This window comes from Xylophilus sp. PBN-3R (assembly GCF_057747805.1).
Map to the genome: position 1 here is coordinate 4,490,390 of NZ_CM173225.1, position 12,553 is coordinate 4,502,942.

At 63.6% G+C, this 12,553-nt stretch carries 12 protein-coding genes; 8 read left to right on the forward strand and 4 right to left on the reverse strand.

Annotation, left to right across the window (positions count from 1 at the left end):
• Positions 1-47 precede the first annotated feature (47 nt).
• Complete coding sequence (locus tag AC3ANW_RS21350; protein ID WP_488342829.1) at positions 48-449, reverse strand: hypothetical protein; 402 nt, start codon at positions 447-449, stop codon at positions 48-50.
• A gap of 281 nt (positions 450-730) precedes the next feature.
• On the opposite strand from AC3ANW_RS21350, the gene AC3ANW_RS21355 reads away from it, so the two are divergent.
• The 8 genes from AC3ANW_RS21355 to AC3ANW_RS21390 all read left to right on the forward strand — a co-directional run bounded on the left by AC3ANW_RS21355 (position 731) and on the right by AC3ANW_RS21390 (position 9,241).
• Entirely contained in the window at positions 731-1,288 is a 558-nt protein-coding gene (locus AC3ANW_RS21355; RefSeq protein WP_488342830.1) for an acyloxyacyl hydrolase, read from the forward strand.
• 140 nt (positions 1,289-1,428) lie between these two features.
• Positions 1,429-2,193 carry an endonuclease/exonuclease/phosphatase family protein gene (locus AC3ANW_RS21360; RefSeq protein ID WP_488342831.1) on the forward strand — a complete coding sequence of 255 codons (765 nt, stop codon included), beginning with the start codon at positions 1,429-1,431 and terminating at the stop codon, positions 2,191-2,193.
• A complete protein-coding gene (gene clsB, locus AC3ANW_RS21365) occupies positions 2,190-3,482 on the forward strand; it encodes a cardiolipin synthase ClsB (RefSeq protein ID WP_488342832.1) in 1,293 nt (430 codons plus the stop codon). The genes AC3ANW_RS21360 and clsB overlap by 4 nt, the downstream gene beginning before the upstream one ends.
• Positions 3,483-3,484: 2 nt before the next feature.
• On the forward strand, positions 3,485-4,528 hold the full coding sequence (locus tag AC3ANW_RS21370; protein WP_488342833.1) for a lysylphosphatidylglycerol synthase domain-containing protein: 1,044 nt from the start codon (positions 3,485-3,487) through the stop codon (positions 4,526-4,528).
• A gap of 39 nt (positions 4,529-4,567) precedes the next feature.
• Positions 4,568-5,857: a putative DNA modification/repair radical SAM protein gene (locus tag AC3ANW_RS21375; protein ID WP_488342834.1), complete on the forward strand. Its 1,290-nt coding sequence runs from the start codon at positions 4,568-4,570 to the stop codon at positions 5,855-5,857.
• A gap of 12 nt (positions 5,858-5,869) precedes the next feature.
• On the forward strand, positions 5,870-7,360 hold the full coding sequence (locus tag AC3ANW_RS21380) for a UdgX family uracil-DNA binding protein (protein WP_488342835.1): 1,491 nt from the start codon (positions 5,870-5,872) through the stop codon (positions 7,358-7,360).
• A gap of 321 nt (positions 7,361-7,681) precedes the next feature.
• Positions 7,682-8,416 (forward strand): TraB/GumN family protein, encoded by a 735-nt coding sequence (locus tag AC3ANW_RS21385; RefSeq protein ID WP_488342836.1) that lies wholly within the window; start codon positions 7,682-7,684, stop codon positions 8,414-8,416.
• A 465-nt stretch (positions 8,417-8,881) separates the two neighbouring features.
• Positions 8,882-9,241 carry a cupin domain-containing protein gene (locus tag AC3ANW_RS21390; RefSeq protein ID WP_488342837.1) on the forward strand — a complete coding sequence of 120 codons (360 nt, stop codon included), beginning with the start codon at positions 8,882-8,884 and terminating at the stop codon, positions 9,239-9,241.
• Between the two features lie 43 nt (positions 9,242-9,284).
• Here the strand turns inward: AC3ANW_RS21390 and AC3ANW_RS21395 are convergent, their stop codons facing one another.
• The 3 genes from AC3ANW_RS21395 to AC3ANW_RS21405 are packed head-to-tail and all read right to left on the reverse strand — an operon-like array spanning position 9,285 to position 12,553.
• Positions 9,285-10,286 (reverse strand): Bug family tripartite tricarboxylate transporter substrate binding protein, encoded by a 1,002-nt coding sequence (locus tag AC3ANW_RS21395; protein WP_488342838.1) that lies wholly within the window; start codon positions 10,284-10,286, stop codon positions 9,285-9,287.
• 60 nt (positions 10,287-10,346) lie between these two features.
• On the reverse strand, positions 10,347-11,345 hold the full coding sequence (locus AC3ANW_RS21400; protein WP_488342839.1) for a hydroxymethylglutaryl-CoA lyase: 999 nt from the start codon (positions 11,343-11,345) through the stop codon (positions 10,347-10,349).
• Positions 11,342-12,553, reverse strand: coding sequence for a CaiB/BaiF CoA transferase family protein (locus tag AC3ANW_RS21405; protein WP_488342840.1), 1,212 nt, complete (start codon positions 12,551-12,553; stop codon positions 11,342-11,344). The genes AC3ANW_RS21400 and AC3ANW_RS21405 overlap by 4 nt, the downstream gene beginning before the upstream one ends.

Below are 12,553 nucleotides of genomic sequence, written 5' to 3' on the forward strand. Positions count from 1 at the left end.
ATAAGAAAAGGGACCTCGCGGTCCCTTTTTTCTTGGCAAGCCAGAGCTTACGGACGGGGGGTCTTTTCGCCGGTGGCAATGCCTGCGGGCGTGCGGACGGCAGCACGTGCGGAAGGCACGGTCGCATCCTTCACCGGATTGCCCATGCCGCTGACCGCGGGGTTCTCAGCAGCGGGACGGCCATTGGGTTGGCCGTTGGGGCCGGTCGTGCTGGCTTCACCCGATGCCACTGTCTTGTTGTTCTTTTGCTTGGCAGCCATGCGGGCTTCGCTCTTGACTTCGGCGCGGGTGGTGTCGCTCGTCATGGGCGACTTGTCGACCGGGTTGATCTGGCCGCCAACCTTGGTGGTGGCTGCGCCGCCAGCGGTGGTGGTCGGCACTTGGGCCGAGGCGAAACCGGCAACGGTCATCAGGCTGGCAATCAGCAGGGTGGATTTGATCTTGTTCATGGCGAGTTCCTTCGATTTATCAGGCATGCAAATAAAGCTGAAAACGGGGGCCGGAAAGCCCGCCGCACTTGTTGCAAGTCCCACATCCGTAAAGGTGTTTGAGGACTTGTATTGACCTTACGTAGCGTCTCGCCCACAAACTGCGGGACCGTGCGCCCGCGACCTGTAGGACGCTGACGCGATAGAACCGTGGCACTTTGGTAGGTCATGGATTGCCTCCTACACTTCGTTTCACCAAACCGTTTTCTTTCCCACTTCCTGCGCCGGCTTCGGGGCAAACCATGAACAAACTGTCCATCTCTCTCGCTTCCGTCCTTTGCCTGCTGGCAGCCGCCCCGGTGGTGCACGCCGACCCGTCGGTGTCCAACGGCATCTACCTGCAATACGGCGCCGCCGGCAGCAAGAGCGACACCAACGCCTACACGCTGGGCGTCACCAAACCCATGGATTTCAAGCGCTCCGTCTGGGGCACCGAAGCCACCGCCTACTGGGACCTGTACGGCACCTACCACGTGGCCGACAACACCCGCGGAAACGACTACCAGACCTGGCTGATCGGCCTGACCCCCACATTCCGTCTGCGTTTCGACGAAGGCCGCTCGAACTGGTTCGTCGATGGCGGCGTCGGTGTTTCGTATACCGATGTGCTGTATCGCAGCGACGTGAAGTACTTCAGCACCCGATTCAACTTCGGCAGCCACCTGGCATTGGGTTACACCTTCGGCGCGCAACGCGAGCATGAAGTTTCGGTCCGGGTGTTGCACTACTCCAATGCCAGCATCAAGAAACCGAATCCGGGCGAGAACTACGTCCAACTGCGTTACGCCCACTCCTTTTAAGCATCTAAGCCAACTTGAAGGAAACGGCGGGCCAAACCGGCCCGCCGGGCAAATCGGGTCTCGTCCTACGGTCTGGTCCAAAGCAGGCCCGGACAATGCTTCGTAACAGAGCGGAACTGCCCGCAGCGACGAAAGCATCCATGAGCGCCGACCCACAACCGTTCACCTTCAAGGTGCTGACGGTCAACATCCACAAGGGCTTCACCTCGTTCAATCGCCGGTTCATGCTGCATGAACTGCGCGATGCAGTGCGTGCCGTCTCGGCCGACGTGGTGTTTCTGCAGGAGGTGCTCGGCACCCATGCCAAACACCCCGACCGCCACGCCAACTTTCCGCAGAACCCGCACTACGAATTCCTGGCGGACGAGATCTGGCAGCAGTTCGCCTACGGCCGCAACGCGGTGTACGACAACGGCCACCACGGCAATGCACTGCTGAGCAAGTTCCCGATAGTCCACTACCAGAACCACGATGTGTCCATCGCCGGACCGGAACGGCGCGGTGTTCTGCATTGCGTGCTGCGGATCCCCGGTCGCGAGGTCGACGTCCACACCATCTGCGTGCACCTCGGTCTGGCTGAAAACCACCGCCGCCAGCAATTGCTGAAGATCTGCGAAATGGTGCGCAAGGACATACCGGCCGGAGCGCCGGTAGTGCTGGCCGGCGACTTCAACGACTGGCGCGGCCGGGCGCACGACATCCTCGAGCAAGGCTCCGGCCTGCGGGAAGTCTTCGTGCAGGCCAACGGCGAGGCAGCCCGCACCTTTCCTTCGAAGATGCCGGTGCTGCGCCTGGACCGGATCTATGTGCGCGACGCCACGGTGCATTCGCCGATCGTGCTGCCACGCAAACCCTGGTCGACCCTTTCCGACCACGCGCCGCTGGCTGCGGAGCTGACGATATGACGGCGAACGCGAACGCCGATACGGCGGTCGATTCCGGACGGGGCGGACGCAAGCTTCGCTGGATTGCAGGCAACGACTTCAAGCTGCTTGAAAACGGCGAAGAGTTCTTTCCCCGGGTCTTCGAATGCATCGCCAACGCACAACGCGAAGTAGTGCTCGAAACCTTTATTCTTTTCGAAGACAAGGTGGGCCTCGCGCTCCGGGACGCGTTGCTGAAGGCGGCCCGGCGCGGGGTCAAGGTCGATGTGATGGTCGACGGTTTCGGCTCTCCCGACCTGTCGCACGACTTCCTGCATTCCCTCACTTCGGCCGGCGTGCGTTTCCGGGTCTACGACCCCGGGCACCGGGTGATGGGATTCCGGTACGGCTGGCTGCGCCGCATGCACCGCAAGATCGTGGTGATCGATGGCGAACGCGCCTTCGTCGGCGGCATCAACTATTCGGCCGATCACCTGGCTACCTTCGGCCCGGAAGCCAAGCAGGATTATTCGGTGGAGATCACCGGACCCCTGGTCGCACACATCCATCGGTTTGCATTGCATGCCATTGCGGTCGGCGGTCAGGGCCGGCACTGGTTACGCCGCAGGGTCGCGGCCATTCCGGCCGAAACATCACCGCCCACCGGAAAGGCCGATGCGTTTTTTGTCACCCGCGACAACAACCGCCATACCAACGACATCGAGCGCCAGTATCGGGCGGCGATCCGTTCGGCCAGGCAGAGGGTGGTGATCGCCAACGCTTATTTTTTTCCGGGTTATCGCCTGATCAAGGAAATGCGCCGCGCCGCCAAACGTGGCGTACAGGTCGACCTCATCCTGCAGGGACAGCCGGACATGCCGATCGTGAAGATCGCGGCCAGCCTGCTTTACCACCACCTGCTGCATGCGGGCGTTCGCATCTACGAATACTGCGACCGGCCGCTGCACGGCAAGGTGGCGGTGATGGACGACAACTGGTCTACCGTGGGTTCCAGCAACCTCGACCCGCTGAGCCTGTCGCTCAACCTCGAAGCCAATGTCGTCATCCGGGACCGGGATTTCAACAACAGGCTCTACGACAAGCTGGCGCATCTCATACGGCACAGCTGCAAACGCATCCAGACCGAAAATCTGGAAACCGAATGGAGCGGCTGGCGTCTGGTGCGCAGCTTCTTTGTCTTCCACTTCTTGCGCTGGTACCCGATTGCCGCGACCTGGCTGCCCAACCCGCGTAAACGTGCGCTGCCGGTGGAGCTGCCGACCAGCGGCGAAACGGCCACCCAGGGTGCCACGCGCACGGATGCCGCTTGACGATGCAGAACGATCCGGAAGCCATTCATGCGTTTCGCTGGAACCAGCCACGCAGCTGGCAAGCACAGCGCTGGTGGCCCTGGACCAAACGTGGCGTCAGCTTGGGTTTTTTCCTGCTGGTCGCATGGCTGGTCGTAAGCCAGGCGCGCACCATCGAATGGGGCAGCGTATGGACATCATTGAAGGAAATTCCCCACGCCGTGCTGGGGCTGGCCGGCCTGCTCACCCTGCTGACCTATTCGGTCTATTGCAGCTTCGACCTGATCGGGCGTTACTACTCGCGCCACAAACTATCGCACCGGCTGGTGCTATTCGTCACCTTCATCAGCTACGCCTTCAACCTCAACCTCGGCACCATCATCGGCGGCGTGGCTTTCCGCTATCGGCTTTACGGCCACTACGGGTTGCACGGTGGACAGATCGCCCACGTCACCGCCCTGAGCATGGTGACCAACTGGATCGGCTATTGCATGCTGGCCGGGCTGGTGTTTCTGCTGTGGCCACTTCCCCTGCCACCGCAGTGGGGCATGGGCACCGGCGACATGCGCTGGCTGGGTGCGGTGGCCCTGGGCATCGCCCTGGCCTACCTGGCGCTTTGCGCCTGGCGTGGTGGCCGTGACGGCCGCAACCTGGTGATTCGCGGCAAGTCCATCCCCATGCCGGGCTGGCGGCTGGCGATATTGCAGCAGTGCCTGTCGTCCGCGCACTGGATGTTGATGGCGTCCATCATCTTCGTGCTGCTGCAGGGCAAGGCGCCCTATTCCACCGTGTTGGCCACCCTGCTGGTGGCGGCCATCGCCGGGGTCATCGCCCACGTGCCGGCCGGGCTCGGCGTGACCGAAGCGGTTTTTGTCGCGCTGATGGGCCATCAGGTCGAACATGGACCGCTGCTGGCGGCGTTGCTGGGATATCGCGGCATCTATTACATCGGCCCGCTGATGATCGCAGCCGTGTCGTACCTGATGGTCGAACTGCAACGGCGGCGCAATGAGGAAGAAGATGAAACCGCACCTTCCACGGCGGAAACCCTGACAAAAGGCGGGTAATCGCTGTTTTGCACCGGATAACTGTATATTTGTACAGTCATGCAAGACACGCCTACCCACCCGCTGACCCGAAAACTCGCCATCCTGGCCGATGCTGCCAAGTACGACGCTTCGTGCGCTTCCAGTGGGACCAACAAACGCAATTCGGTGGGTGGCCAGGGCATGGGATCGACCGAAGGCTCGGGCATCTGCCACAGCTATGCGCCCGACGGCCGGTGCATTTCGCTGCTGAAAATTTTGCTGACCAATTTCTGCCAGTACGACTGCCTGTATTGCGTCAACCGTGTCAGCAGCAACGTGGCCCGTGCGCGTTTCAGCGTGCAGGAAGTCGTCGACCTGACGCTTGATTTCTATCGCCGCAACTGCATCGAAGGCCTGTTCCTTTCGAGCGGCATCATCCAGAACCCCGACTACACGATGGAACAGGTGGTCGAGGTGGCGCGGGTGCTGCGCGAGGAGCACGACTTCCGCGGATACATCCACCTCAAGACCATTCCGGATGCCTCGCCCGAACTGCTGCAGCGGGCCGGCCGATATGCCGACCGGCTCAGCATCAACGTCGAACTACCGACCGATGCCGGCCTTGCCGAACTGGCGCCTGAAAAAGACGGACCGGCCATCCGCCGGTCGATGGCGCGGCTGCGCATCCACATCGACGACGCCAAGGATGCCGTGCGGGAAGCCAAGGCTTCATCCATCGTCAGCCTGCCGACCGGCAGTCCGCGCCGTGCGGTGGCGCCACGTTTTGCGCCGGCCGGCCAGAGCACCCAGATGATTGTCGGCGCCGATGCGGCGGACGACGGCGCCATCCTCGCCACCAGCGCCCGGCTCTACGGAAGTTACCGGTTGCGGCGGGTCTATTACTCGGCCTTCAGTCCCATTCCGGACGCATCCCGGGACCTCCCGCTTTCGGCGCCGCCACTGATCCGTGAACACCGGCTCTACCAGGCCGACTGGCTGATGCGGTTCTACGGATTCGCGCATGACGAAATCATCCGGCCCGATGCCAACGGACGTTCATTGCTGGCGCTCGACGTCGATCCAAAGACCGCTTGGGCGCTGGCCCACCGCGAACGTTTTCCGGTCGACCTGAACCTGGCCCCTCGTGAAATGCTGCTGCGGGTACCCGGGCTCGGTGTGAAAGCCGTCGAACGGCTGCTGGCGGCACGCCGGGTGCGGCGTCTTCGTGCGGCGGACCTTTCGAGACTGCATGTGCCGCTGGCACGGGTGCTGCCATTCGTGCTGGCCGACGACCACCGTCCCAGCCGGCAGATGGAAGCCATGCCGGTGCGCCGTGCGCCCGTGGCGGTGCAGGCCAGCCTGTTCTGAACCTGACTTGCGATGGACCTTTTCGGAAGACATCGCATCCAGTTGCCGGGAGAAACGGATTTCGAGGCCTTTCGCCAGAACGCCCGCCGTCTGGTCGCAGCGGGAATCCCGCCGGAAGACGTCGAATGGCAGGTAGCCGGCACCGCCGAGAACGATCTTTTCGCCGCAGACCAAACGCCGCTTCCTCCTCCGATCCCCGGCGGAAATTCGCTGACGGTCCCCGCAAGCTTTTTGCCCCTTTGCAAAAGCGTGCTGCTGCATTCCGATCCGGGCCGTTTCGGCCTGCTCTACCGGCTCTTGTGGCGGCTTGCCCATGAACCCGGCCTGCGCCACGACCCGCTCGACGCCGATGTGCTGACCGCCGAACGGCTGGCCAAGGCGGTGCGACGCGACCAGCACAAGATGACCGCATTCGTACGGTTTCGAACGGTGGCCGCCAGCGAACCCGGCCAGCCCGAACTGCAGGTCGCCTGGTTCGAGCCCGACCACCACATCGTCGAAGCCACCGCGCCGTTTTTTGCGCGACGGTTTCCCAACATGCACTGGGCGATCCTGTCGCCGCGCCGCAGTGTCGAATGGTTTCCCGCCGATGGCGATATTCCCGGCCGGCTGCAACTGGCGCCCGGTGCACGGCGCGACCAGGCGCCACCGGCCGACGCCGGCGAAGCGCTCTGGCTCACCTACTACGCCAGCATCTTCAACCCGGCCCGGCTCAAGCTCGCGATGATGCAAAAGGAAATGCCGCGGCGTTACTGGCACAACCTGCCGGAGGCAAGGCTGATCGGCGAGTTGTCGGCCCAGGCCATGGCCCGCAGCGGCGGAATGATCGAACAGGCGCCCACCGTGGCTGCCCGTCGCATCCGGCCACTGCAGCAGGGCATCGTGCAACCCCTGCGGGATATGCCGGTGCCTTCCGTTATCCAGGACATCCGCCAGCTCAAGGCCGCGACCGACCGGTGCCGAGAATGTCCGATCGGCGAATTCGCCACCCAGTCGGTGGCGGGCGTCGGCCCGCTGCACGCCGGGCTGATGGTCGTAGGTGAACAACCGGGCGACCAGGAAGACCTGCGTGGCGAACCCTTCGTCGGCCCGGCCGGAAAACTGTTCGACCGCGCCCTGGCCGAACTCGGCTGGCAACGCGACCGGCTGTACATCACCAATGCGGTGAAGCATTTCAAGTTCGAGATGCGCGGCAAACGCCGGCTCCACAAGACGCCCGGACAGCTGGAAATGGAAGCCTGCCGGCATTGGCTGGACGACGAGCTTCGGCTGGTGCAGCCCCGCGCCATCCTGGCTCTGGGCGGCACGGCCGCACGTTCGGTGATGGGCCGGCCGGTCGCCGTCATGAAGGAACGCGGCCAGTGGATGGAAGGTCCGCAAGGACAGCCTGTGCTGGTCACGCTGCATCCGTCCGCCCTGTTGCGGGCCGATCCGGAACATGGCGCGGAAAACTTCGCCCGGTGGCTGGCCGACCTGGGCATGGCGTCCGCCCACGCCGTTTGACCAAGATGGCGGCCGGCTTTCGCCGCTTGCCGGAAACCCTGTGGAAAAAACCCTGGTAACCCGTCACTTATCCACAGGGGTGGCACCGAACCGCCAAACCATCCACAGCGCCAAAAAATTCCCTCTGCGACCACCCACATACTTCTGGGCGTTGCAAGTCCTTGTCGCAAAAGGGAAAAATTACCTTGTCCCCAGAGACCTGCCCTCCTTACTACTACTACTATTCTTATAAAACCAAATAGACAAGAACTTGCCCGAACTTCCACGCGGCAGAAGCACAGCCTGTACAAACGCTGTTTCCGCGCTCCCGGACCTCAAAAAATGCTTTATGAACTCAGCGGAACCCGGCTTCGGATCCTCGGTACGCTGCACCTGCTGCCGCCGGATGCCAAGTTGCCCGAATGGCTGGCCGAGGCCTACGACTGGAGCGAGGCTGTTTTCGTCGAACATTCGCCGACGGATTTCCTCCAGCTGGCCCGCCAGAACAGCGCGCCGCTGGATACGCTGGTGTCGCCCGCCTTCTGGCAGTTGCTGAACGGACTTGCGGCGCATGCCGTTCTTCCCTGGTCGCTGGCGGAATTCCAGCGCGGTGCCGCTGTCGTCATGGCGCTGGCCTGCCGCATCCAGGGCATTCCCGGCGCCGACCAGGCGCTGCACGACTGGAGTCGTCGCGACGGCAAGACCTTCGGTTATGTCGAACAGCCGGCGGCGGTGCTCGAAAAACTGAACGCGATCGCCGAAGCCGACTGGACTGCCGGCATCGAGGCCGAACTGGCGCGGCCGGAGACCGCCGCCCGCCAGCTTCGCCGTTTCCACGAGGCCTGGTGTCAGGGGCGTGTCGACGAGATCGTGCCAAGTACCCGGGAAGGCCTGTTTTCGGTGGGTGCCATCCGCGCGGTGCTGCTGACCGGACGCAATCGAAGCTGGGCCGCGGCCTATCGCGATCCACCACGACGTTCACTGATGGCCGTAGGAGCCGCGCATCTTGTGGGAAAAGACAATTTCCTGGACCTGCTGGCCTCGGTCTCCGGCCGCACCGTCGTTCGCCTGGTTTGACTTGCAGCTTGTTGTTCGGTGTTGCGGGTCGCCACCAATACGCCTGGACGCCCTTTCAAGGCCTGCATTGCTCGAGCGACAGGGTGGACCGTGCACTTGCGTTCCCAGGCCGCCAAATCTGCCAATTTTCAGAAAGCCGTTCCGCACGCGAAAAACCGGCGTCTTGCAAACCTTGTGGAAAACTTTCGAACAAGCGGTCGCTTATCCACAGGACGGGTGGCATGAGCCCAATCCATCCACAGCGCCAAAAAGACATCGGCGGATCCGCACACACGGTTGCTGGCGACGCAAGCCGTTGTTTTTAAAAGCTATTGTTCTGTTGTCCCCAGAATTGGGCGCTGCTTACTACTACTACTATCCTTATATAAAGAAATAAAGGAGAAGTCAGGAGACAAAACAGCCGGCGATCCGGGCGACCGGATTTTCACCTTCACATCGTTTTTCACCGACCGCAGCAAGTTTCCGATGAGCCTTCGAGATATCACCGTCCTGTCCCAAACCGCCACCGTCACGGGCCTGTTGCCGGACGGCCCGGTCGCCCGGCCCCTGAGCCAGCCGGCCAGCCAGACCTGGAGCCTCGATGTGAACCTCGAAGGCGCAGGAACCAACCTCACCGGCATCTGGGAATGCCAACCCGGCAGTTTCGAACGTCACCTGAAGGCTGCGGAAGTCATGCACATCCTGTGCGGCCGGGGCCGTTTCACGCCCACGGGCGGCCAGCCCCGCGCATTCGCCGCCGGCGATACGCTGTTTTTCCCTTCGGACACCGTGGGTGTCTGGGAAATCGAGGAAACCGTGCGAAAGGTTTACGTCGTGATGGCCTGAAGCTCGGCGCAGGCTTCACGCATTACCGGTCTGCCGAGGGCGGTCAGTCGGCCTCGATATGCGCCGCCTTCACCACTTCCTGCCAGGCCGCTGTCTCCTGCTTCACCTTGGCGTCCATCTGGCGCGGATTCAGGTAGTCGGCGGTCGCGCCCTGTTCCTGGGCTTTTTGCTGGAAGGCGGGAGATGCAACGACCGTGGCGATCTGCGCCGACAGCTTTTCGATGACCGCCTTGGGCGTCGCGGCCGGTGCGTAGACACCGAACCAGGAAGTCGCGTCGAGCTTGGGCAGACCGGCTTCTGCCGTGGTCGGAACATCCGGCAGGCTGGACAGCCGTGTCTTGCCGGTGGTCGCCAGCACCCGCAGTTTTCCGGACTGGATATGCGGAATGAAAGGCGGCGCGGTGCCGAAGGTGACTTCCACCTGGCCGCCCAGCAGATCCTGCAGCGCTGGACCGGTGCCCTTGTACGGAACGTGGGTCATCCTGATGCCGGCCTGCTGTTCCAGCATGGCGCCGGTGGCGTGCTGCAGCGAGCCGTTGCCGGACGAGGCGTAATTGAGTTTTCCCGGGTTTCCCTTGGCATAGGCGACCAGTTCCGCGAGCGTCTTGAAGGGAAGATCGGCACGGATCACGACGATCTGCGGGGCCGAGATCACGTTGGCCACCGCCGCCAGGTCCTCGGCCTTCCAGCCGGGTGCCTGTTTGCTGACCAGGGGGGTGATGACGTGGTAACCCGAGTACTGCATCAGCAGCGTGTAGCCGTCGGCTTCGGCGCGTTTGACGGCAGATGCCGCAATGCCGCCGTTGGCTCCACCCCGGTTGTCCACCACGACCGTCTGGCCGAGGGCAGCGCCGAGTGGTGTCGCCAGCATGCGGGCCGAGATGTCGGTGGTGCCGCCGGCCGCGGTGGGCACCAGCATCGTGATGGTGTGGTTGGGGTAGCCGCCGGGTTGGGCCTGGGCGATACCGGCGATGCCGGCAAGCGCCAGCGATGCGGCCACTACGACCGCGCTGCGGCGAGTCCACGAGTGGGGAATGGGGTTCATTTTCTGTCTCCGTTCTTTTGTTGAAGTCTTCGTTGCAGTCCAGGAATCACGAATAAGGAATCAGGCGTCGCGGGCCAGTGCCCGGTCACGCCATTGGCTGAAATCCGCCGGCGGCGCATGCAGTGCCAGCCGCGGGCCCGCTTTCAGCAACTGGCTAGGCACCTCGTGTCCGACCAGGGCGGGCAACTGGCCGGCGGACTGCAACAGCAGATCGAGGTCGCAGCCGGTGTCGTAGTCCATCAGTTCGAGGGCATGGACGATTTCTTCGGTGCAGACGTTGCCGCTGGCGCCGGGCGCATAGGGGCAGCCGCCCAATCCGCCGAGCGATGCATCGAAACGGTCGGCACCGGCTGAAATCGACGCCAGCACGTTGGCCAGCCCCATGCCGCGGGTGTTGTGGAAATGCAGGGTGAGGCCGGCCTGAGGAAAACGCCGGCGAAACGCGTTCACCAGCGATCCGGCCTGGCTGGGGTAGGCCATTCCGGTCGTGTCGCACAAGGTGATGCCGGTGGCGCCGAGCGACAGAAAACGTCCGGCCCATGCCAGCACGACTTCCGCCGGCACGTCTCCCTCCATCGGGCAACCGAAGGCGCACGACAGGGAGACATTCACCGGTACACCGGCCGCCAGCGACATGGAGACCACACCCGACAAGGCCGCGAACGACTGTTCGCGGGTCATCCGCAGGTTGGCGATGTTGTGGGTTTCGCTGGTCGAGATGACCAGGTTCAGTTCGTCGGCGCGGGCTTCGATTGCGCGTTCGGCACCGCGCTGGTTGGGCACCAGGCAGGTGTAGACGACGCCCGGTTCGCGGTGGATTTCACGCAGCACGATTTCGGCGTCCCGTAACGCCGGTATGGCTTGAGGAGAAACGAAAGCAGTGGCCTCGATCTTGGCCAGCCCGGCGGTGGACAGGCGGTCGATCAGCGCAATCTTGTCGGCCGTGGGAATGAACACCGATTCCATCTGGAACCCGTCGCGTGTACCGACTTCCTGGAGGTACAGCCGACGACGGCCACCGGCCCAGGCGTCGATCTTTTCTTCGATGGATCCGGTCATGCCACCACTCCCCTGGCGCGCAGCAGCGCCACTTGTTCATCCGTGAGTCCGGCCTCGCGCAATACCGCGTCGGTATCGCCTCCCAGATGCGGCGCGGGTGTCCGCAGCCCGCCGGGTGTCGCCGACAATTTCGGGCAGATGCCCGGCACCGCCAGCGAATGGCCGTCGCGGGTGACCTGGGTGAGCACCATCTCGCGCGCCTGGTAATGCGGGTCTTCGGCGATGTCGCGGGCGGTGTAGACCTTGCCGGCCGGCACATGCGCATCTGCCAGCAACTGCATCACGTCGGCGATGCTTCGCTGCAAGGTCCAGCGGCCGATGGCATCGTCGATCTCGTCGATGCGAGTCACCCGGCCGGCGTTGTTCTGCAGGTCGGGTGCGGCACCCAGGTCGGGCCGGCCGATGGTGTCCATCAGGCGGCGAAAAATACTGTCGCCGTTGCCGGCGACCAGCACATAACCGTCGCTGCACCTGTATGCGTTCGACGGCGCGATGCCCGGCAGGGCGCTGCCGGCGGCTTCACGCACCGCACCGAAAGCGCTGTACTCGGGCAGCAGGCTTTCCATGCAGTTGAAGACCGCTTCGTGCAGGGCGACGTCGATCACCTGGCCGCCCGAGCGTTCGTCGCCCCGGGCCTTGCGGTGGTAAAGCGCCATCAGCACACCGATGGTTCCGTGCAGCGCGGCGAGGGTGTCGCCGATGGAGACTCCGACCCGCACCGGCACCCGTCCCGGCTCTGCGGTCAGGTGGCGTAATCCGCCCATGGCTTCGCCGATGACGCCGAAACCGGGTTTGTCGCGGTACGGACCGGTCTGGCCGTAACCCGAGATCCGCAGCATCACCAGGCCCGGGTTGAGTGTGTGAAGCGTCTCCCAGTCCATGCCCCAGCTTTCGAGTGTGCCGGGACGGAAGTTCTCGATCAGCACGTCGGCTTCGGCGATCAGCCGACGGGCCACTTCCTGGCCTTCGGGGTTGCGCAGGTCGATGGCGATCGAGCGTTTGTTGCGCGACTGCACTTGCCACCAGACCGATGTGCCGTCCTGCAGCAGGCGCCAGTTGCGCAGCGGATCGCCGGCGCCGGGCGGCTCGATCTTGATGACATCGGCGCCGAAGTCGGCGAGGGTCTTGGCGCAGAAAGGGCCGGCGATGAGCTGGCCCATCTCGACCACCTTCAGCCCGGCCAGCGGGCCGGCTTTGAAATCCGTCAT